We start from the raw sequence: 20,146 nt of genomic DNA on the forward strand, positions 1-20,146 counted from the left end.
ATGAAGCTTGAAACAGAACTCATGTAAAATAGAAGTTGAAAGAAAGTTAGAGGAAAGAAAGAGTATGATTAACTTTGAAGAAGAATTAAAGAATTTTCAGCCAAGTCTTGAAGTAGAAGAGGCAGAGGAGGCTATTTATAATCACAAATTAACAGACATGACCGACGTATTAGAAGAGATGATGAAAGAAATGAAACGTAACATGTAATGTTTTTTTGAGAGGGATAGAAGAAAAATGAAATGTTTTAATTGTGGAACCAAGCTTGGCAAGGAGAATGTCTGCCCAAATTGTGGTGTAAATGTAAAAGTATACAAGAAGATTATCATGGCGTCGAATGCCCACTATAACGAAGGATTGGCGAAAGCAAATGTAAGAGACCTTTCCGGTGCGATTGACAGCTTAAAATTAAGTCTTCGTTTTAATAAGATGAATACCAATGCAAGAAACTTGTTAGGTCTTGTTTATTTTGAGATGGGAGAAGTTGTAGATGCGTTATCCGAATGGGTCATCAGCAAGAATTTCCAGCCAAAAGATAACGATGCGAGCCGTTATTTAGAGGAGATTCAGCAGAATCAGGCAAGGTTAGATTCCGTCAACCAGACGATTAAAAAATACAATCAGGCGTTGCTTTACTGCAGACAGGAGAGCAGGGATCTTGCGATTATCCAGTTGAAGAAAGTAATTTCCCTGAATCCGAAGATGGTAAAGGCACATCAGCTTTTAGCATTGCTTTATATTCAGAACGAGAATTACGAGCAGGCAAAGAAATACCTTCGCAATGCAGGAAAGATTGATGCAAATAACACCATCACACTCCGCTATCTGAAAGAAGCAAATGCAGGTATCCGTGAGACAAAACCAAGCAAAAAGAAGCAGGATGACCTCGTATCATATCAGAGTGGTAACGATACCATTATCCAGCCAACACATTTTAAAGATACCTCTGCAATGACCACCATTATCAATATGGTAATCGGAGTTGCCATTGGTGTCGCGATTACCTGTTTTTTGATTGTACCGGGTGTAAAACATACCATTCAAAACAATGCCAAGCAGGAAGTAAAAACTGCAAATGACACCATTTCAGACCGCAACCAGACCATCTCTTCCCTGGAAGATCAGATTGATGAGTTAAACAACAAGGTGAAGAAGGCAGAGAACGGTCAGGAAGATAACGATAATAAGATTACAAGTTATGAGCAGCTGTTGTTAGCATATTCCAAATATATCCAGAATGATGTGGAAGCTGCAGGAACAGCAATGGAGAATGTAAATGCAGATTACTTAGATGCCGACAGCAAGGCAGTCTATGATGAAATCAATGAAAAAGTAAATGCAGAGTACATTGCAACGATGTATGCAGAAGGATATCAGGCATACAACAGTCAGAACTATCAGGATGCAGCAACAGATTTACAGAAGGTAGTGGATATCGACGAAAATTACCAGGATGGAAATGCCCTGTATTATCTGGCGCAGTCCTATCGTAAGAACGAAGATATTGAGAAGGCGACCCAGTATTATCAGAAGATGGTAGAGCTTTATCCAAATACAGAGCGTGCTGCAAATTCACAGAATTACCTGGATGAATTCCAGAATCAGACAGCAGAATAGAGTGTGAAACACATTTTGTGCCAGACACAGAAGTTTGAACAAAAAGTTTTTTGGGATACAAAAGAGACGTAAGGAGAAAATTCTTTCGTCTCTTTTTTTGTATTTTTATGGGATTTTGCGGGAAAAGGGTGAAAGTATTTTCCGAAAATCCCGGCACGAAAAGGAAAGGAGAAGAGACATGGAATGTAAGTATGAACTAAAGGGGGGCAATCTCACGATTCGGATGCCAAAGGAGCTAGACCATCACTGTGCATCCCAGATTCAGGTGGAGGCAGATTTACTTTTACAATCGTACCTGGTGAAGCGGCTGGTCTTTGATTTTTCTGAGACAGAGTTTATGGACAGCTCCGGTATAGGGGTGATTATTGGCAGATATCAAAATCTGCGTTACGCGGGAGGGGAAGTCGTGGCAAGTCATCTGAATGCCAGAATGAGCAAGATTTTTGTGATATCAGGTTTACATAAAATTGTCAAAATAGAAAAGGAAGAGGATGGAAGCGAGAGTGGAGATGAAAAATAAGAATGAAATGAGTCTGGAGTTTGATGCGTTATCCGTGAACGAAGCATTTGCAAGAACAGTTGTGGCAGCATTTGTGGCACAGTTAAATCCAACTTTGGACGAGCTTTCCGATGTTAAGACGGCGGTGTCGGAGGCAGTTACCAACAGCATTATTCACGGCTATGAAATGGAGCCTGGAAAAATCGTACTTTCCTGTCAGACGAAGGAAAATGAAGTCCAGATTGTTGTGGAAGATTCTGGCAAGGGAATCGAGGATGTGGAAAAGGCGAAGGAGCCTTTTTTTTCGACAAAACCGGAACTGGAGCGCTCTGGAATGGGCTTCGCATTTATGGAGGCGTTCATGGATGAGGTCGAGGTCTTCTCGAAGAAAGGTCAGGGAACGAAGGTAACCATGCGAAAAAAAATAGGACAGGCACTGTCAGGCGAGGCATCGTTTTAAATGGAAGAAATGGCCAGACGAATGGAAAAAGCGCACAGAGGGGATAAGGTGGCAAGAGACAGTCTTGTCACGGAAAATTTAGGGCTGGTGCATGCCGTGATTCGCAGATTTGAAAACAGAGGACATGACAGGGAAGAACTTTTTCAGATTGGGTGCATTGGCCTGATGAAGTCGGTTGATAAGTTTGACACCTCGCTTGGGCTGGCATTTTCGACCTATGCGGTTCCGATGATTATGGGGGAAATCCGTCGTTTCCTGCGGGATGACGGTATGGTAAAAGTCAGCCGGAGCCTGAAAGAAAATGGCTATAAAATAAGAAAGGCGAAAGACATTTTAGGGACAGAGCTTGGAAGGGAGCCGACACTTTTGGAGATTGCGGCACTGACGGAACTCTCAACCGAAGATGTGGTGCTTGCACTAGAGGCAAATTCACAGGTAGAATCCATTTACCGGCCTCTGTTCCAGTCCGACGGGGAGGAATTGCTTTTGATTGACCAGTTAAACGGGGCACAGGGCATGTATGAGGTGCACGGCGGCAAGAGCGAGCAGGAGCAGTTGTTAAATGAAATCCTGATTGGTCAGCTGCTAGAGTCCTTAGAGAAGCGGGAACGTCAGCTGATACAGTATCGCTATTTTGAAAACCTGACGCAGACAGAGGTGGCGCGCCGGCTGGATATGAATCAGGTTCAGGTTTCCAGACTGGAAAAAAAGATTTTACGGAAACTGCGAATAGAACTACAAAAGTAGTAGAGTTGGAAAAAATTGTCGGAAATATGACGAAAATAGTCAGTTTTGCTTGAAACATCGGAAAAATTTTGATATGGTATCAAAAGAGAAAAAGTATGGAATCCAAAAAGTAGGAAACGCCTGGAGTTAGAACTGGGCAGTAACAAAGTAACTGGAGAGAAAAAATATGGAGAAAAAGAATATTTCAGAAGTGGCGAGGAGTAACGGACTTGGTTTTTGGGCACATGGAATCATGGCAGGCATTATTTCCCTGTTTTATGTAAAAGAATGTGTTGCAGGACAGCGAGGAGTCGGATATGTGGCACTTGTCATTGTGCTTGCATTAACGCCAGTCCTTGCAGAGGCATATTTCTATAGAAGAGATAAAGAAACACCCATGATTAAGCATCTGGTAGGAATTGGATTTGCAATTACCTATACGTTTATAATGTTTACGGCGACGACAAATAAGATATATGTGTTTGTCATCCCAATGATTCTGGCAATCACGGTGTTTAATGATTTCAAATATTGTATCGAGATTAATATAGGCTGTGTTATCGTAAATACAATTGCAATTATAGCAGGTGCATTTACTGGAAAAATGGGATATGATGATTTGGACGCTGCAATTATTCAGTTTATCCTGATGGTTGCGGTTGGAATCTATTCTGTTGTAACAGCAAAGATTTCTGCCGCAAACAGCAACCAGAAGCTGCAGATTATCGAGGAGGAGCACGGAAAAACAGAAAGTGTTTTAAAAGGTGTGATGTCCGTTTCAGAGGGAATGACAAAGGGAATCGGCATTATTTATGAGAAACTGGATCATTTGAAAGAGGCAGCGGATATTACGAAGCAGGCAATGCAGGAAGTCAATATGGGTTCCACAGATACGGCTGAGGCTGTACAAAAGCAGTTAACAGAGACCAACCAGATTCAGGAAAAGGTCGAACAGGTGGCAGAGGCATCCCGCATCATCAGTGAGAATATGGAACAGACATTAAAAGTTCTAGAAGCTGGAAACGAAAATGTAAGCCGTCTGGTGACACAGGTGGAGAATTCGGTAGAGTCCGGTGCAGATGTTGCTGCAAAGTTAGAGACATTAGACAGTTATATGTCAGAAATGAATTCTATCGTAGAGCTGATTGGTGGAATCACCTCACAGACCAGTCTTCTTGCGCTCAATGCAAGCATCGAGGCAGCAAGAGCAGGAGATGCAGGTCGTGGATTTGCAGTGGTAGCATCTGAGATTTCCGGTATGGCAACACAGACAAAGGATGCAACCGTACATATTACCAAGCTGATTCAGGATGTGTCCGAGGCAATTTCCCAGGTGGTTACTGTGGTGCGTGAGATGATTGCGGAAATCAATGAGGAGAAGACATCAACAGCAACGACAGCAGAAAGTTTTGGCAAGATTGAGAAAAATACAACCGTGATTGAAAGCCACGTAAAAAATCTTTCTGCATGCGTGGAAGAGTTACAGACGGCAAACGAACAGATTGGACAGTCTATCCAGACCATTTCCGCCATTTCAGAAGAAGTGTCGGCTCATTCGAATGAGACCTACGAGTCAGAGGTAAAGAATGCAGGTATTCTAGAAGAGATTGCAAGCGTTGCAGACGAATTAAAGGAACTGACAAAACAGATTTAAGGGGACACATTAGGATGAAAAATTACATTTTTGATTTATATGGAACACTTGTGGATATCCATACCGATGAAGGAAAAGAAGAATTATGGGAAAAGCTTGCCCTCTTTTATGGATATTACAATGCAAGATATGAGGCGAAGGAACTTGAAAAAAGATTCCGGGAGCTGATTTCGAATAAGGAGCAGTCACGTAAAGAAGAGCTTGAGAAAAAGGATGCCATCCAAAAGCAGGATGATGTGCATGAGGCTCACCCGGAAATCCACATTGAGGACGTGTTTGCTGCCCTTTACCGGGAAAAGGGAGTAGAGCCGGACGAGGCGTTAAGTGTACATACCGGTCAGTTTTTCCGGGTACTCTCAACCGAGTATGTCCGCTTATACGATGGTGTGGTAGAGTTGCTGCAGGCATTAAAAGACCAGGGCAAAAAGGTTTACCTGCTTTCGAATGCACAGCGTATTTTTACGGAATACGAAATGCATACACTTGATATTGCAAAATATTTTGATGATATTTTCATTTCATCGGTATGCGGCGTGAAAAAGCCGGATGAACGTTTTTACCAGATGTTGTTAGACAAACACCAGTTAGACCCGAAGGAATCCATTATGATTGGAAATGATGCAGTTTCGGATATTGCGGGAGCAAAGGCGGTTGGTTTATCTACATTTTATATTCATTCCAATATTTCACCAAAGTTAAAAACACACGTTAAGAAAGATGAGAATGGAAACCAGGTAGAAGTGGAAGAGATTCCAGATGCTGATTACGTACTGCTTCATATGGATTTAAAAGAAGTAAAAAGAATCTTGTTAGAACTTTAATAAAATAAAAAAGCAGCCATGTGAGATGAGAACCTGCCTCATGCCACATGGCTGTTTTTCTAAACTTAATTTTGAAAAAATCATTTCTTCCAAATTGTTTTTATAGATACTGTTTCTTTGGTTTTTTGTGATGCTTTGGTGCGTGAAGGGTTGATGTTGTTCCTTCTGTTTCATTTAATGCTGCGCTTACGCTTGATGTTTTTGTAGCTTTTTTGTTTTTCATATTTATCCATCCTTTCTATATCTAAAAAGTGTAAATAGAAGTTCTCTACGGTCTTTATTGTAGTCTTTTTCCAATAGAAAACAAGAGAAAAATTCACTAAAAAAGGCGCGCACAATTGAGAAAAAACCGTCAAAATAAAAGAATTGTATTAAATTAACTGATAATTCAAAAAATATTAAGGAGATAAATATTGACAAGGGGGTGTAAGAAAGCTATTCTTAATACTCGGAGAAGGATGGGAAGAATTTGAAAGTTTAGATGGGGTTGTTGGATTTATGGAGGAAATAAAAATGCAACAGACACGACTAAATTTCTGGGAGCGTGGACTTGCGAAGAAAGTGACGAAGAGGCGTTTCCAGTTTTTCTTGGCATATACGATTTGCTATCTGATTTTAGCATATGCTATCTTTTACGTATTCTTAACGGAGCAAAAGAGCTTTGTGTGGGTGCCGGATGGATTGCAGCAGCATTTCAACGCCCTGCTTTATTATAGAAGGTGGCTGCGTGAAATTGTACATACGCTCTTTGTGGAGCATCAATTTAGCGTAAAATTATGGGATATTCACATCGGGATGGGTTCCGATGTCCTGACAACGTTACATTATTATGTGATTGGAGATCCGCTGAATCTTTTGTCTGTGTTTGTGACAGATGAATCTTATATGGAACTTTTTTATGACGGCATGATTTTACTCCGTATCTATCTTGCCGGACTTGCATTTGCAGCGTATTGCAGATTCCACGGACAAAGACCGTATCCAACGCTGCTTGGTTCTATCGTCTATGCATTTTGCTACTGGGTTATCATTGCGATTCGTCATCCATATTTTTTAAATCCGATGATTTATCTGCCTTTGATTTTAATCGGGGTCGATAAGATTTATCAGAAAAAGAAACCGTGGCTTTACATTGCGATGTTAGCAATTGCAACCATCAGCAGTTTTTACTTTGCATACATGATCTGCATTTTTATTGTGATTTACGTTACCCTTCGTTATTTTATGCAGTATCACCATTTTGTGATAAAAAAAGATGTGTTTGGCTGGGTTGGAAAGTTTTTGCTTTATTCCGTGATAGCGCTTCTCATCGCATCGGTCATTTTACTTCCGGTTGTGATGATGACACTGTCGACGGGGCGGGCGAATACATCTACCTATTTGCCGGTTTTATATCCGATTTCCTATTATAAGCAGTTGTTTGTCGGATTTTTAATTGGTGGTTCTTCCTATTGGAGTGAGCTTGGATATACCGGACTCCAGATAATTACAGTTGTAGTTCTATTGATGAACCGGAATCGTTTCAAAGGGTTAAAGGCAGGCGTTCTTTTTATGACCCTTCTGTTGTTGGTGCCATTTGCCGGACATATGTTAAACGGCGGAAGCTATGTCATCAACCGCTTTATGTGGGCATACTCGATGTTAATTGCCTTTGTCGCAGTAAAAATGTATCCGGCAATCGTTGACATCAGGAGAAAAAAGAAGGCGGTTCTCCTTTTGGTCTGTCTTGCATACTGCTATGTCTGTTACCGGATTTATCAGACAACAGAAAAGACGTATATTTTATTTGCGTTAATCATGCTGCTTATGATGCTTACGATGATTGTTCTGACATCAAAGCCGGAAAAAGAGACCATCTGGTTTCGCACGATGTTTCTATTTTTAATCATGGGACAGCTTACCTATCAGGGACGTATGACCTATGAGCCGGTTGGAAAAGACTATGTCTCTGAATTTGCAGGAAAAGGAGAAGCACTTGAACTTCTTAGCACGCAGACGGCGGGAAGCCTCGTACAAAAAATGAACCCGGAAAACAATTACCGCTACGAGTCTTCCAGGGAGGCAGAATTAAAGAATACAGCAATGCAGCTTGGAATCAATGGTGTTTCCTATTATTTTAGCCTTGCAAATCCTTATATCAACCAATTCCAGCGTGAGATGTATATCAATCAGACCAGAGATTTCTGTTACAGTGGATTTGATGGAAGAACGATTTTAGATGAGCTTGCGGGCGTCCGTTATTATGTGGTAAAAGAGAGCGAGAGTGCACTCTGCCCTTACCAATATGACGAGCTTGTCGATACGGATACCTTAGGTACCAACGATGAGAACGAGGAGCAGTATATCGCATTTGAAAATAAGAATGCGCTTTCGATTGGCTTTTCTTCCAACCGCTATATTTTGCGCAGTGATTATGACAAAATGACAGTGACACAGAAACAGCAGGCACTTTTGCAGGGAATCGTGCTTGAGGATGAGGCGGCAGCAGGTCTTTCTCTAAAAAAGGCAGACGTCACATTTACGGATGAAGATATGCCGTATACGGTTGCGAAGGAAGAAGGATTGACGGTAAAAGGAAATACCATCGAAGTGACAGATAATAATGCGGTACTCACATTAAAATTCAAAGGGACTGCAGAGAGTGAAGTCTATCTGATTTTAGAGGGACTTGATTACGAAAACGAGGACAATAATACTAGCAGAGTCCACATATTTAGTTATTGTGGCGGTGTGAAAAAAGAAATTGCGTTCTTAAGCAAGAAAAATAAGTTTTACAGTGGTGTCGATAATATTTTATCCAATATGGGATATCATGAAGAGGGAGTAAAGAAACTTAAGATTCGCTTCAAAGAGCCAGGAACCTATTCTTTTGACAGTATGAAGATTGTCTGCCAGCCGGTATCAAATTTAAAGGAACAGGAAGCAGCGCTTCGTGCAGACGAAATCCAAAATCTTACATTTGCAGACAATGAGGTGAGCGGAACCATCACAACGAGTGAGGCAAAGCTGTTTTGCATGTCACTTCCATATAGTGACGGATTTACTGCATATGTGGATGGTAAAAAGACGGATATCCTTCGTGCGGACAGTATGTATATGGCTGTCTATCTCCCGGCGGGGACACATCAGATAAGTTTTGTATACTGTACACCGTATTTGAAAGAGGGAATTTTGATGACATGCATTGGAATTCTACTGTTACTAGGACTCATTGTGTGGGAGCGGAGAAGAGGGCATGGGGAATCGTGAGAAAAATGGCGTAGGAGTGGAACATAAAATGTCAAAAAAAAATTATATTCAGATGGATTATGCAAAATTTTTTGCCGCAATTCTTGTGGTGGCAATCCATATTCCACCTTTGCAGGATGTGAACGAAACGGCATCGCTTGTGCTGCAACAGGTAATCTGTCGTCTGGCAGTGCCATTCTTTTTCCTGTGCAGCGGATTTTTCCTTGGGAAAAAGTTAGAACGGAAGGCTGATACAATGCGTTATGCAAAACGGATTGCGACGATGTATCTGCTTTGGAGTGCGCTCTATCTTCCGGCAATTCTTGAACGTTTTTGGAAACAGGATAAAACATTAGGGGAGAACTTAGGCGAGCTGTTGCGCAGATTTTTCCTGATTGGCTCCTACATCCAGCTTTGGTATCTTCTGGGGACGTTGTATGGAGTTCTGGTGCTTTATCTTTTGTTGCAGGTAAAAGGGATGACGAAGAAGCGTCTCGCGGTGCTTGCACTTGTGGTGTACCTTCTTGGCGTTGCAGGGAATTCCTATCGCCATCTGTGGGATGGCATGCCTGGCATCGTGGCAGTATTGGACAGGTACCGGGACTGGTTTGCAACTACAAGAAATGGATTTTTCTTTGCATTTCCATTTCTTACGATGGGCTATCTGTTTTCCGGGAAGCAGGATAAGGTAAAAAATACGGTCAAGTGGACAGGTGCATCGCTTTTTTCTTTGCTGGCGCTCTTTTTGGAATTTTTTGCATTGGAACGTTGGGGAAACATCGCCTCTTTTGATATGTATCTGATGACACCGGTTGCCGTCGGATGCCTGTTTTGCCTGTTACTAACGGTCCAAGTCTCGGAAAAAAGACAGGCAGCGGGGCAGATGTTAAGAGGAATTTCTACCTATATCTTCTTACTTCATATGATGGTCAACTTTTATTTTAAGAAGATTCCATTTTTGAAAAAAGGCTGGATGTCTCATAGTTTCAGCCATTTTTTACTGGTTTTACTGGCAAGTATTCTAATTGCAATGGTGCTGCAAAAGAGAAAAATGAAAAAATTTTAAAAAATTAGCACTCACCTCTTTACAGTGCTAACAAAACGTGCTATATTGCATTTAGAAACAAAGAAAACAACATCCCAAAGAACGCAGAAACATTTTTACGAAAGGTAAGGATGTGTGATTCTTTGGGATATTTTTAGATAGTGTGAAAAGGAGGGATACAGTATGAATATTCAGAAATTCACGCAAAAATCAGTAGAAGCAATCAACGATTGTGAAAAATTAGCTTATGAATATGGCAATCAGGAAATCGAACAGGAACATCTGCTTGTTGCATTGCTTGAGCAGGAAGATGGACTGATTTTAAAACTGATTGAGAAAATGGAAATTTTGAAAGAGCATTTTGTGGATAACGCAAAGCGTCATCTCGAAGCCCGTGTAAAAGTCTCCGGTGGTCAGGTTTATGTGGGACAGGATTTGAACAAGGTCCTGATTCACGCAGAGGACGAAGCAAAGCAGATGGGAGATGAGTATGTCTCGGTAGAGCATCTGTTCCTATCCTTGTTAAAATACCCGAACAAGGCGATGAAAGAGATTTTCAAGGAATATGGCATCACAAGAGAGCGTTTCTTGCAGGCACTTTCTACCGTGCGGGGCAATCAGCGTGTGACATCGGATAACCCGGAAGCAACCTATGATACCCTTGAAAAATATGGATACGATATGGTACAGCGTGCCAAAGACCAGAAGATGGACCCGGTCATCGGTCGAGATGCCGAGATTCGAAACGTGGTTCGTATTTTGTCAAGAAAGACGAAAAACAACCCGGTTTTAATCGGTGAACCTGGTGTTGGTAAGACCGCAGTTGTAGAGGGATTGGCACAGCGTATTGTGCGTGGCGATGTCCCGGAAGGATTAAAAGATAAGAAACTATTTGCCCTTGATATGGGAGCGCTTGTTGCAGGTGCAAAATATAGAGGCGAGTTTGAGGAACGTTTAAAAGCCGTTTTGGATGAGGTAAAAGGTTCCGATGGACAGATAATTTTGTTTATCGATGAGCTTCATACCATTGTCGGAGCCGGTAAGACGGATGGTGCGATGGATGCCGGACAGTTGTTAAAACCAATGCTTGCGCGTGGTGAACTTCACTGTATCGGTGCCACAACACTCGATGAGTACCGGGAATACATTGAAAAGGATGCAGCGTTAGAGCGAAGATTCCAGCCGGTTCAGGTTGATGAGCCAACGGTGGAAGATACCATTTCAATCCTGCGTGGTTTGAAGGAACGTTATGAGGTGTTCCACGGAGTTAAGATTACCGACGGTGCATTGGTTTCGGCAGCAGTCTTATCCAACCGTTATATCTCAGACCGTTTCCTTCCAGATAAGGCAATCGACCTTGTCGATGAGGCTTGTGCTTTGATTAAGACAGAGTTAGATTCCATGCCGACAGAACTAGACGAGCTGAACCGTCGTGTGATGCAGATGGAAATCGAGGAGACTGCGCTTAAGAAAGAGACAGACCGCTTAAGTCAGGATCGTCTGACAACCTTACAGAAAGAACTTGCAGAATTAAAAGCAGAGTTCACAACGAAGAAAGCACAGTGGGAGAATGAGAAGAGTTCTGTTGAAAAAGTCCAAAAACTCCGTGAAGAGTTAGAAAGCTTACGAAACGAGATTAAGTTAGCCCAGCAAAACTATGATTTGGAAAAGGCAGCAGAATTGCAGTATGGCAAACTTCCACAACTCGAAAAACAGCTTGAAATTGAGGAAGAGCAGGTTAAGAAAAAGGATTTATCCCTGGTTCATGAAAATGTCAGTGAAGAGGAAATCGCAAGAATTATCTCCCGCTGGACCGGAATCCCGGTTGCAAAATTGACCGAGAGTGAACGTAATAAGACCTTACACCTCGATGAAGAGCTTCATAAACGTGTCATTGGACAGGATGAGGGTGTTACGAAGGTAACTGAGGCAATCATCCGTTCCAAAGCAGGAATCAAAGATCCAAGCAAACCAATCGGTTCCTTCTTATTCTTAGGACCAACCGGTGTAGGTAAGACAGAGCTTGCAAAAGCTTTGGCAGCAAGCCTGTTTGATGATGAAGCAAATATGGTTCGACTCGATATGAGTGAGTACATGGAGAAATATTCCGTGTCCCGTCTGATTGGAGCGCCTCCAGGATATGTTGGATACGACGAAGGTGGACAGCTGACCGAGGCCGTCAGAAGAAAACCATATTCGGTTGTCTTGTTTGATGAGGTAGAAAAGGCACATCCAGATGTGTTCAACGTACTGCTTCAGGTGTTGGATGATGGCCGGATTACGGACTCACAGGGACGTACCGTCGACTTTAAGAACACGATTATCATTATGACTTCAAACCTTGGTTCCGCACACCTGCTGGAGGGAATCGATGAAAATGGTGACATCAACCCACAGTGTGAAGAAGCGGTTATGGCAGAGCTACGTGGTCATTTCAGACCGGAATTTTTAAACCGTCTTGATGAAATCATCATGTTCAAGCCATTGACCAAGGACAACATCGGCAACATCATTACCTTGTTGATGAAAGAATTGAACGACCGTCTGGTTGACCGTGAGATTTCCGTGGAACTTACAGATGCAGCCAAAGCTTACATTGTAGAACACGGATATGATCCAATCTACGGTGCAAGACCTCTGAAACGATTCTTGCAAAAACACGTAGAGACACTTTCTGCGAAGATGATTCTGGCAGATAGAGTAGGCGCCGGAGATGTCATTTTGATTGATGTCGTAGATGGAGAACTCAGTGCCCGTGTGAAGGCATGAGGGTAATATAGAAGGGAGTTGCCGCACGAAGTTTTCGTGCGGCAACTCCCTTTTTGTCATTTTACTACATATTGGACTTACTCATATCGTAGATTTTCAAATTTAATCATGCATCTTCCAGTAAGCGGCACTGTAACCCGGCAGATCACTTCCACCGGCAAATTCATGTGTCGTATCGGTCAAAAGCTCCGTTGCAGTGGCACATCCGGCATCAAATTCTGCATGGAATGGATTCTCGTCTGCATTGATGGCGACCAGGATTCGATCAGAGTCTGTTTTCCGTTCAAAGATGCATTGACGGTTGGTTAACAAAACAGAGCGGAAATCACCGTAATTTAAAGCGTTTGATAATTTTTTCACAGAGGCAAGCTTGGCAATGAAATCGGTAAGAAAATTCCACTCCGGTGTCAAAAAGCTGGCGCGCAGAGCAGGGTCACCGTCCTCTTTTCTTGCTTTAGCGCCCCATTCACTTCCATAGTAGACGCATGGGATTCCAGGCATACCAAAGGCGAGCGCATAAATGAGTGGAAGGTGATGCTCATTGGTTAGGATGCTGGCAATTCTTGTGACGTCATGGTTGTCTACAAAGGAAAGCAGGTGTTTTCCCTTGTAAAGTGTCCACTGGTCCGGTCCAAACTGGCGGAGCAGGGAGTGATTAATCTCAAACATATTCATGCTGTTAAAGCTAGAATAAAGTCCCTTGTAACATTCATAGTTGGTAACGGAATGCAGCATGGAATCATTCATCCATTGGTTATAATTGCCGTGCAAGGTTTCACCAACCAGGAAGAAATCCGGTTTCAATCCATCACACAGGGTGCGCAGACGGCGCAGGAAATCATGATCCAGACAGTAAGCAACGTCAAGCCGCAATCCGTCGATATCAAATTCGTTCACCCATCCTTTGATGCACTGAAAAAGATAGGAGATAACGTCTTCATTTCGAAGATTTAATTTTACAAGGTCAAAATTTCCTTCCCAGCCTTCGTACCACAGGCCGTCATTGTAATTGGAATTTCCACCAAAGTTTAAGAAAAACCAATCCTTATAAGGAGAATTTTCGCGATTTTTTAATACATCTTCAAAAGCGAAAAATCCACGTCCAACGTGATTAAAAACACCATCTAATACAACACGGATGCCTTCTTTGTGAAGATTTTCACAAACAGTCTTAAAATCCTCGTTCGTGCCAAGCCGGACATCAATTTTTGCATAATCTCTTGTATTATAGCCGTGTGTATCAGACTCGAACACAGGCGAAAAATAGATGGCGTTTGCACCAAGTTTTTTGATGTGTGGAATCCATTCATTTACTTTTAAAATGCGATGCTTCAACTGTCCATCATTTTCAAAAGGAGCCCCACAAAATCCCAAAGGGTAAATCTGATAAAAAACGCTTTCATATGCCCACATAATGCTGCCTCCAATCTTTTTGTGAAAAATTATCATAGGATTCAGATGTAAAAATCTGTTTCTTTCATTATTTTAAAACTTTATTTGCTCATATCTTTTGATTTCTGTACGCAGGCACGTTGCGCTGCGATAACGGTGTTGCGAAGTCCGTTTTCTTCCAAAGATGCAACTGCCTCAATCGTGGTTCCGCCAGGGGAGCAAACGGCATCTTTTAATTCTCCAGGATGTTTTCCCGTCTCCAATACCATTTTTGCAGAACCAAGGACTGACTGCGCCGCAAATTTGTATGCCTGTGCACGTGGCATGCCATCGGCAACAGCAGCATCCGCCATAGCCTCGATAAACAGATAAACATAGGCAGGGGAAGAACCGGAAACACCGATTACGGCATCCATCAGTTTTTCTGCAACCACCTCACATTTTCCGAAGCTGTTAAAAATAGAAACAACATCTGCAAGTTCAGCATCGGTAATCGTTTCATTTTTACACAAAGCGCTCATGGCTTCCCCGACAAGAGCAGGTGTATTTGGCATTGCACGAACCAGCTTAATTGGACGGTCAAAAGCATCTTCAATGGCGCGGATGGTTTTGCCGGCGGCGATGGAGACGATGACACAGTCTGATTTTACATGGTCGCGAATCTGAGGAATAACCTCATCAAATTTATCCGGCTTCACTGCAAGAAATAAGATATCAGCCTGCTCGGCAACCTTTGTGTTGTCCGGTGTCGTCTCAATTGCAAATTTGTTACGAATCTTTTCCAAGGTAGCAGTAGAATGAGCGCTTGCAATAATCTGGCTCGTAGTTGCAAGGGAAGAATCCAGAATTCCGCCGATAATTGCACTGCCCATATTTCCTGCACCGATAAAACCAATCATTTTGTCAAACATAAAATCCTCCTTGTTTTGCGGAGCAAAATGCGACTGCCCATGCAGGAGCAGAGGATTTTCCTCCTTGTTTTGCGGAGTAAAATGCGATTTCCTGCTTTACCCCACTAAAATATTCCTGCTTCTATCGTAGTTCATTTTGGCTAAAAGGTCAATGCACAAAAAAGCCACAGAGAATGAAAATTGTGGTAATCACCCAGGAAACAGGAAATGCTCGGTACAGAGTTTCTAGTTGCGGGGAAAACTGAAAAACGGTGTAAATCCATAAAATGCGGAAGGCACATGTTCCAATCACCGTCGCAATAGCGGGAAAAAGCGAGCGCCCCATGCCTCTTAACACACCGGCGGGTATTTCGTAGAAACTGCAGACTGGTTCAAAGAGCAAGATGCACATCATGCGGATACAGGCATTTTCAATGACTGCAGGTTCCGTGGAAAAGAATCCGGCAAAGCGGTTACGAAACAGGATGATAGGCACAATCAAAAACAGACTGAAGAAAAAAGAAAACGTGATACAAAGCCAAAGAATCTGACGACACCGTTTCTTTTGACCGGCAGCATAGTTTTGGCTGACAAATGTGGTAGCAGTTTGTCCGAAGGCAGTAATAACATAATAGGAAAAATATTCAAAATTCATGGCAATGGTACTTCCGGCAATTGTCTGTGCACCAAAACGGTTGACGGAAGCCTGGATGAAAATATTCGCAAAGCAAAAGACAGCACCCTGAATGGCAGCAGGAATTCCATTTTTTAGAATTTGGATAAGATAGGAAGAACGCATGCGGCAAGGAAAGAAGGAAACGTGAGATAGGGATGAGTCATTCCAAAGCCGTAACAGAATAATAATTGCCGAAAATGCGGTGGATAGAACTGTTGCAAGTGCGACTCCGGCAACGCCAATGTGGAATACAAGGACAAAAAACAGATTCAGCAGTACATTAAGAATCCCGGCAATTGTAAGTATAAGGAAGGGATACCGGCTGTCTCCTTTTGCACGAAGGATTGCAGAACCAAAATCAAATAGCAGTAAAAAAGGGTATCCTAGAAAATAAATTCTAAGATATAATTTTGCCGGAGCCATGACGTCGCCGGGTGTTTTAATCAGAAGAAGCAGCGGGTTTGTGATACACTGTCTGAGAAGCAGCCCAATGATGCCAAAGATTCCCGCAAATAGGAGGGCGGTTTTTAGGATGCCGGACAGGTGTTCCTTTTTTTGTTGACCGATTTGTTGTGCAATCAAGATATTAGCACCGATGGATAAACCGGAAGATAAGGAAACAATCAAGGCGATGATTTCTCCGTTTGTTCCGACCGCTGCAAGAGAAGTGGCGGTATCAAAATATCCGACAATGGAGGTATCTGCGGCGTGGAAGAGCTGTTGCAGCATGCTGCTAAGCGCAATGGGGAGTGTAAAAAGCAGGATTTTTTTCGGAAGTGCGCCGTGAAGCATATCAATTGTGGTGGTTGTCTGTTTCATTTTTTTCTGTCCTTTCAAAAGATTCTTGCAATATTGTACGCGTTTTATTACAATATAAAAAGTGAATAAAAATGATTTATTATATCGAAAAAAGGAATAAACATGGATCATAATATTTTAAAATATCTTGCTTTTGTGAAAACCGTTGAAAAAGGGAGCTTTACAAAAGCTGCAGAAGATTTGAATTATGCGCAGTCGTCCATCAGTAAAATGATTGCGGATTTGGAGGAAGAATGGGGAGTTACCTTATTGCAGCGCAGCAAGAATGGAGTGGTGCTGACTTCCGCAGGGGAGCAGATACTTCCTTCTATAAGGAAAATATTAAGTGATTTTGGGAAACTTGAGGAACAGATCAACCAAATGAATGGTGTACAAAGCGGTATCGTGAGGATTGGCACCTTTTCAAGTGTGGCAATTCACTGGCTGCCGAACATATTTGCTGAATTTCAAAAGGATTATCCTGGAATTGATTATGAAATGCTTTTGGGCGATTATGGAGAGGTAGAACGCTGGATTGATGAGGGGCGTGTAGACTGTGGATTTTTAAGGCTGCCGACTGCGGTAAAGTTCGATGTGATGCCGCTCAAAAAGGATGAGTATAAGGTGGTACTTCCGAAGAAGCATCCTCTGGCACAAAAAGAGAAGATAAAGGTAACGGATCTGGATGGGCAGCCATTTTTATTGTTAGAACATGGAGGAAAAACGGAGGTTTCGGATTTCTTAGAAAAAAATGGTGTACATCCTAAGGTGCGGTTCACGACGTGGGAAGATTTTGCTATTATGTCAATGGTTGAAAAAGGGTTGGGTATCGGAGTTTTGCCAGATATGATTTTAAAACGGATTCCGTATCAGATTGAGGTTCGCCCATTAGAAGCGCCCTATTACAGAGAAATTGGCATCGCAATGAAAAACAGGCAACGCTTGAGTGCTGCAACGCAAAAGTTTATGGAATATTTAAAGTACAGGGAGAGTGATTCCCTAAGATAGAAGGATGGTTATTGAAATGAAGAAGAAAAAAGTATGGGTTGCAGATTTTTTATGTGTACTGGTTGCTGCAATCTGGGGAACTGGATTTATCGCAAGCCAGGTGGCGATTGATGCGAAACTGAGTGCGTCTTTGATTATGGCGCTTCGCTTTTTGATTGCGGCAGCAGTGATGCTGGTGGCATGCCTGCCAAGATTAAAACAGCTTAACTTATCCGTAGTAAAAGCAGGAATGATTCCTGGATTTTTCCTTTTTGGAGGGTTCTATACGCAGATTTTGGGACAGCAGAGAACGACGGTATCACACTGTGCATTTTTGACGGCAACAAATGTTGTGATGACTCCATTTCTTGTCTGGCTGTTTGAAAGACGACGTCCACCGGTCCGCACATTTGTCATAACCGTGTTTACGTTAATTGGAATTGCAGTATTAAGTATCACACCGGGCAGTTTTGAATTCAGTTTTAATTTTGGTGATTTGTTATCGTTGTTATGTGCTTTCTTTTTTGCAATGCATATTACTGTGCTGGGGAAGGTGACCAAAAAGGCAGATCCGATGCTGATTAATTTTGTCCAGCTGGCAACAGCCGCCATCATATCGGTGCTTGTTTTGGCGGTTACGGATGCGGATGCCCTTTCCAGGGCAGATATGTCATCTGGAATCTGGGCGATTTTATTTTTGGGATTGTTTAGCACATGTCTTTGCTTTTTCCTGCAGACGTATGCCCAGAAATATACGACATCTGCGCAGGCAGGCGTGCTTCTTTCCATGGAAGGATTGTTTGGCAGCGTGTTTTCTGTCCTGCTTGGGATGGAGGCGCTCACAGGCAATATGATAGCAGGAGGCGCAATGATTTTATGCTCGGTTATTGCACTTGAATTCTTTTCGGGAGCGTTGGAAAAGTAAGGAATATATTATATCAAGAGGCAAATGCACAAAGTGTGTTATGTAGCATATTGGATATATCGGTACAATATATAATAAATTGTCCGATTTTGATTCATTTTGCACATGTTGGTTTACATAAAAATAGCCTTTTGGATAATCATAAATTATTTGAAGAAAATTACCCAAATTCTGTGCGAATTTCAGCAGATTTTGGGTAATTTTTTTCGTTTGCGGTGTAATTGTAAAATCCTATCATATTCGGTTTACATAACATCAAAAATTAAGGTACTTTTGGAAAATTTATAAAAGAACAGCTTCTAATTGTCCAATGTACTATAATTGGCATTTACAACACATTGATTAATATCGAATAAAAAGAAAATGAAACCAACATCTGCCCTTTCTTTTTCAAGAAGTAAGGAACACAAGGTAAAAAAATACCGCCGGTCAAATCTGACCGGCGATATTTATAAGTACATTTGTGAGTTCTAAAAGTTATCGCAGTGCCTGCCCTATCTTATGTAAGAACCACTTTCCTTATTATCTGGAAAAATTAGAAATCTGTTAAGTCAGCAGCTCTCTTCTCTAAGAATGCTGTCATACCTTCTTTTTTGTCATGTGTAGAACATGTTACACCAAAGAGGTTTGCTTCCATCTCAACAGCGTTCTTGATATCCATGTCATAACCGTTGTTGATAGCAGCTTTTGCGATAGATACGGCATAGCTTCCTTTGGAAACAATCTTAGCAGCCATAGCTTTTGCGGTTGCCATTAATTCTTCTGGAGCAACAACTTTGTTAACAAGACCGATGCGGTATGCTTCGTCAGCTTTGATGTTGTCACATGTGAAGATCATTTCTTTTGCACGTCCCATACCAACAAGACGAGCTAATCTCTGAGTACCACCGAATCCTGGGATGATACCAAGACCACATTCTGGCTGTCCGAAGATTGCGTTGTCAGATGCGATACGGATATCACATGCCATAGAAATCTCACAACCACCGCCGAGTGCAAAGCCGTTAACAGCTGCGATTGTAACCTGACGCATGTTCATTAATTTGAAGAATGGTACGCTTGCTTTCATACCAAATGTTCTTGCTTCTGCTGCAGAGAAATTAACCATTTCTGCAATATCAGCACCAGCAACGAAAGATTTGAATTCGTTGCCTTTTTTATCAGGACCACCTGTTAAAATAACAACTTTGACATCATCTCTTGCTTCGATTTCGGTTAAAGCTACGTTTAACTCGTCAAGTGTCTCGCTGTTTAATGCATTTAAAGCAGCTGGTCTGGAAATAGTAAGAACGGCAACTTCGTTCTCAACATCCAATTTTAAATTCTTGAATTCACTCATGATAGGAACCCTCCTGAATAAGTTTGATAAAAAATTAACAATATCGTTATGATTAGCTTATTCCTTTTTACAGATTTTGTCAAGTGAAAAAGCGAAATGTGGCACATTTTTTCATACCAGAAATGTTAGTTGCCAAAAGGCTGTTCTTCCTTTTTGCGATGGTCAAAATGGAAGAGGCCTGGCTGATCGGTTCCACGGCATTCAACGCACAACAGAAGGCATACTAAGATTTTCTAAGATTCCGAAATTAAACATTTCCAACTGTGGTTAGATTTGGTATACTGTGTTAGGAAATTATTGACGTTTGAAGGATTAGAAAGAG

General features: G+C 41.9%; 17 protein-coding genes. 12 read left to right on the forward strand and 5 right to left on the reverse strand.

Annotated elements, in window-relative coordinates; genetic code table 11:
- Positions 1–64: 64 nt before the first annotated feature.
- From BIV16_RS01695 to BIV16_RS01725, 7 genes are all read left to right on the forward strand, one after another.
- Positions 65–208, forward strand: a complete 144-nt coding sequence (locus BIV16_RS01695) for a hypothetical protein (RefSeq protein ID WP_173664535.1) — start codon at positions 65–67, stop codon at positions 206–208.
- A gap of 27 nt (positions 209–235) precedes the next feature.
- Positions 236–1,615, forward strand: a complete 1,380-nt coding sequence (locus BIV16_RS01700; RefSeq protein ID WP_075679624.1) for a tetratricopeptide repeat protein — start codon at positions 236–238, stop codon at positions 1,613–1,615.
- 178 nt (positions 1,616–1,793) lie between these two features.
- Complete coding sequence (locus BIV16_RS01705; RefSeq protein ID WP_075679623.1) at positions 1,794–2,135, forward strand: STAS domain-containing protein; 342 nt, start codon at positions 1,794–1,796, stop codon at positions 2,133–2,135.
- Entirely contained in the window at positions 2,125–2,574 is a 450-nt protein-coding gene (gene spoIIAB, locus BIV16_RS01710) for an anti-sigma F factor (RefSeq protein ID WP_083625060.1), read from the forward strand. Before BIV16_RS01705 ends, spoIIAB begins: the two co-directional genes overlap by 11 nt.
- Positions 2,575–3,321: a SigB/SigF/SigG family RNA polymerase sigma factor gene (locus BIV16_RS01715; protein ID WP_075679621.1), complete on the forward strand. Its 747-nt coding sequence runs from the start codon at positions 2,575–2,577 to the stop codon at positions 3,319–3,321. It begins immediately after the preceding gene.
- A 166-nt stretch (positions 3,322–3,487) separates the two neighbouring features.
- Positions 3,488–4,954 carry a methyl-accepting chemotaxis protein gene (locus tag BIV16_RS01720; RefSeq protein ID WP_075679620.1) on the forward strand — a complete coding sequence of 489 codons (1,467 nt, stop codon included), beginning with the start codon at positions 3,488–3,490 and terminating at the stop codon, positions 4,952–4,954.
- 14 nt (positions 4,955–4,968) lie between these two features.
- Positions 4,969–5,775, forward strand: coding sequence for an HAD family hydrolase (locus BIV16_RS01725; protein WP_173664534.1), 807 nt, complete (start codon positions 4,969–4,971; stop codon positions 5,773–5,775).
- Between the two features lie 100 nt (positions 5,776–5,875).
- Here the strand turns inward: BIV16_RS01725 and BIV16_RS01730 are convergent, their stop codons facing one another.
- On the reverse strand, positions 5,876–5,998 hold the full coding sequence (locus BIV16_RS01730) for a hypothetical protein (RefSeq protein WP_278335600.1): 123 nt from the start codon (positions 5,996–5,998) through the stop codon (positions 5,876–5,878).
- 290 nt (positions 5,999–6,288) lie between these two features.
- On the opposite strand from BIV16_RS01730, the gene BIV16_RS01735 reads away from it, so the two are divergent.
- The 3 genes from BIV16_RS01735 to clpB all read left to right on the forward strand — a co-directional run bounded on the left by BIV16_RS01735 (position 6,289) and on the right by clpB (position 12,817).
- Entirely contained in the window at positions 6,289–9,024 is a 2,736-nt protein-coding gene (locus BIV16_RS01735; RefSeq protein ID WP_075679618.1) for a YfhO family protein, read from the forward strand.
- Between the two features lie 28 nt (positions 9,025–9,052).
- Positions 9,053–10,069, forward strand: a complete 1,017-nt coding sequence (locus tag BIV16_RS01740) for an acyltransferase family protein (RefSeq protein WP_075679771.1) — start codon at positions 9,053–9,055, stop codon at positions 10,067–10,069.
- A 162-nt stretch (positions 10,070–10,231) separates the two neighbouring features.
- A complete protein-coding gene (gene clpB, locus BIV16_RS01745) occupies positions 10,232–12,817 on the forward strand; it encodes an ATP-dependent chaperone ClpB (RefSeq protein WP_075679617.1) in 2,586 nt (861 codons plus the stop codon).
- 102 nt (positions 12,818–12,919) lie between these two features.
- Here the strand turns inward: clpB and BIV16_RS01750 are convergent, their stop codons facing one another.
- From BIV16_RS01750 to BIV16_RS01760, 3 genes are all read right to left on the reverse strand, one after another.
- Positions 12,920–14,230: an alpha-amylase family glycosyl hydrolase gene (locus BIV16_RS01750; RefSeq protein ID WP_075679616.1), complete on the reverse strand. Its 1,311-nt coding sequence runs from the start codon at positions 14,228–14,230 to the stop codon at positions 12,920–12,922.
- An 80-nt stretch (positions 14,231–14,310) separates the two neighbouring features.
- Complete coding sequence (gene proC / locus BIV16_RS01755; RefSeq protein ID WP_075679615.1) at positions 14,311–15,120, reverse strand: pyrroline-5-carboxylate reductase; 810 nt, start codon at positions 15,118–15,120, stop codon at positions 14,311–14,313.
- Between the two features lie 148 nt (positions 15,121–15,268).
- Positions 15,269–16,594 carry an MATE family efflux transporter gene (locus tag BIV16_RS01760; protein WP_159435921.1) on the reverse strand — a complete coding sequence of 442 codons (1,326 nt, stop codon included), beginning with the start codon at positions 16,592–16,594 and terminating at the stop codon, positions 15,269–15,271.
- Between the two features lie 102 nt (positions 16,595–16,696).
- Between BIV16_RS01760 and BIV16_RS01765 the strand changes: the two genes are divergently transcribed.
- Both BIV16_RS01765 and BIV16_RS01770 read left to right on the forward strand, forming a co-directional pair.
- Complete coding sequence (locus BIV16_RS01765; protein ID WP_075679614.1) at positions 16,697–17,581, forward strand: LysR family transcriptional regulator; 885 nt, start codon at positions 16,697–16,699, stop codon at positions 17,579–17,581.
- Between the two features lie 16 nt (positions 17,582–17,597).
- Complete coding sequence (locus BIV16_RS01770; RefSeq protein WP_075679613.1) at positions 17,598–18,485, forward strand: DMT family transporter; 888 nt, start codon at positions 17,598–17,600, stop codon at positions 18,483–18,485.
- Positions 18,486–19,020: 535 nt separating this feature from the next.
- Here BIV16_RS01770 and BIV16_RS01775 read toward each other — a convergent pair.
- Entirely contained in the window at positions 19,021–19,824 is an 804-nt protein-coding gene (locus BIV16_RS01775) for an enoyl-CoA hydratase-related protein (RefSeq protein WP_075679612.1), read from the reverse strand.
- Positions 19,825–20,146 lie beyond the last annotated feature (322 nt).

This window comes from Roseburia sp. 831b (assembly GCF_001940165.2).
Taxonomy (GTDB): Bacteria; Bacillota; Clostridia; order Lachnospirales; family Lachnospiraceae; genus Roseburia.

Coding starts and splice junctions, on each gene's coding strand:
- BIV16_RS01695 (WP_173664535.1), top strand. CDS start 65: ATGATTAACTTTGAAGAAGAATTAAAGAATTTTCAGCCAAGTCTTGAA.
- BIV16_RS01700 (WP_075679624.1), top strand. CDS start 236: ATGAAATGTTTTAATTGTGGAACCAAGCTTGGCAAGGAGAATGTCTGC.
- BIV16_RS01705 (WP_075679623.1), top strand. CDS start 1,794: ATGGAATGTAAGTATGAACTAAAGGGGGGCAATCTCACGATTCGGATG.
- spoIIAB (WP_083625060.1), top strand. CDS start 2,125: ATGAAAAATAAGAATGAAATGAGTCTGGAGTTTGATGCGTTATCCGTG.
- BIV16_RS01715 (WP_075679621.1), top strand. CDS start 2,575: ATGGAAGAAATGGCCAGACGAATGGAAAAAGCGCACAGAGGGGATAAG.
- BIV16_RS01720 (WP_075679620.1), top strand. CDS start 3,488: ATGGAGAAAAAGAATATTTCAGAAGTGGCGAGGAGTAACGGACTTGGT.
- BIV16_RS01725 (WP_173664534.1), top strand. CDS start 4,969: ATGAAAAATTACATTTTTGATTTATATGGAACACTTGTGGATATCCAT.
- BIV16_RS01730 (WP_278335600.1), bottom strand. CDS start 5,998: ATGAAAAACAAAAAAGCTACAAAAACATCAAGCGTAAGCGCAGCATTA.
- BIV16_RS01735 (WP_075679618.1), top strand. CDS start 6,289: ATGCAACAGACACGACTAAATTTCTGGGAGCGTGGACTTGCGAAGAAA.
- BIV16_RS01740 (WP_075679771.1), top strand. CDS start 9,053: ATGTCAAAAAAAAATTATATTCAGATGGATTATGCAAAATTTTTTGCC.
- clpB (WP_075679617.1), top strand. CDS start 10,232: ATGAATATTCAGAAATTCACGCAAAAATCAGTAGAAGCAATCAACGAT.
- BIV16_RS01750 (WP_075679616.1), bottom strand. CDS start 14,230: ATGTGGGCATATGAAAGCGTTTTTTATCAGATTTACCCTTTGGGATTT.
- proC (WP_075679615.1), bottom strand. CDS start 15,120: ATGTTTGACAAAATGATTGGTTTTATCGGTGCAGGAAATATGGGCAGT.
- BIV16_RS01760 (WP_159435921.1), bottom strand. CDS start 16,594: ATGAAACAGACAACCACCACAATTGATATGCTTCACGGCGCACTTCCG.
- BIV16_RS01765 (WP_075679614.1), top strand. CDS start 16,697: ATGGATCATAATATTTTAAAATATCTTGCTTTTGTGAAAACCGTTGAA.
- BIV16_RS01770 (WP_075679613.1), top strand. CDS start 17,598: ATGAAGAAGAAAAAAGTATGGGTTGCAGATTTTTTATGTGTACTGGTT.
- BIV16_RS01775 (WP_075679612.1), bottom strand. CDS start 19,824: ATGAGTGAATTCAAGAATTTAAAATTGGATGTTGAGAACGAAGTTGCC.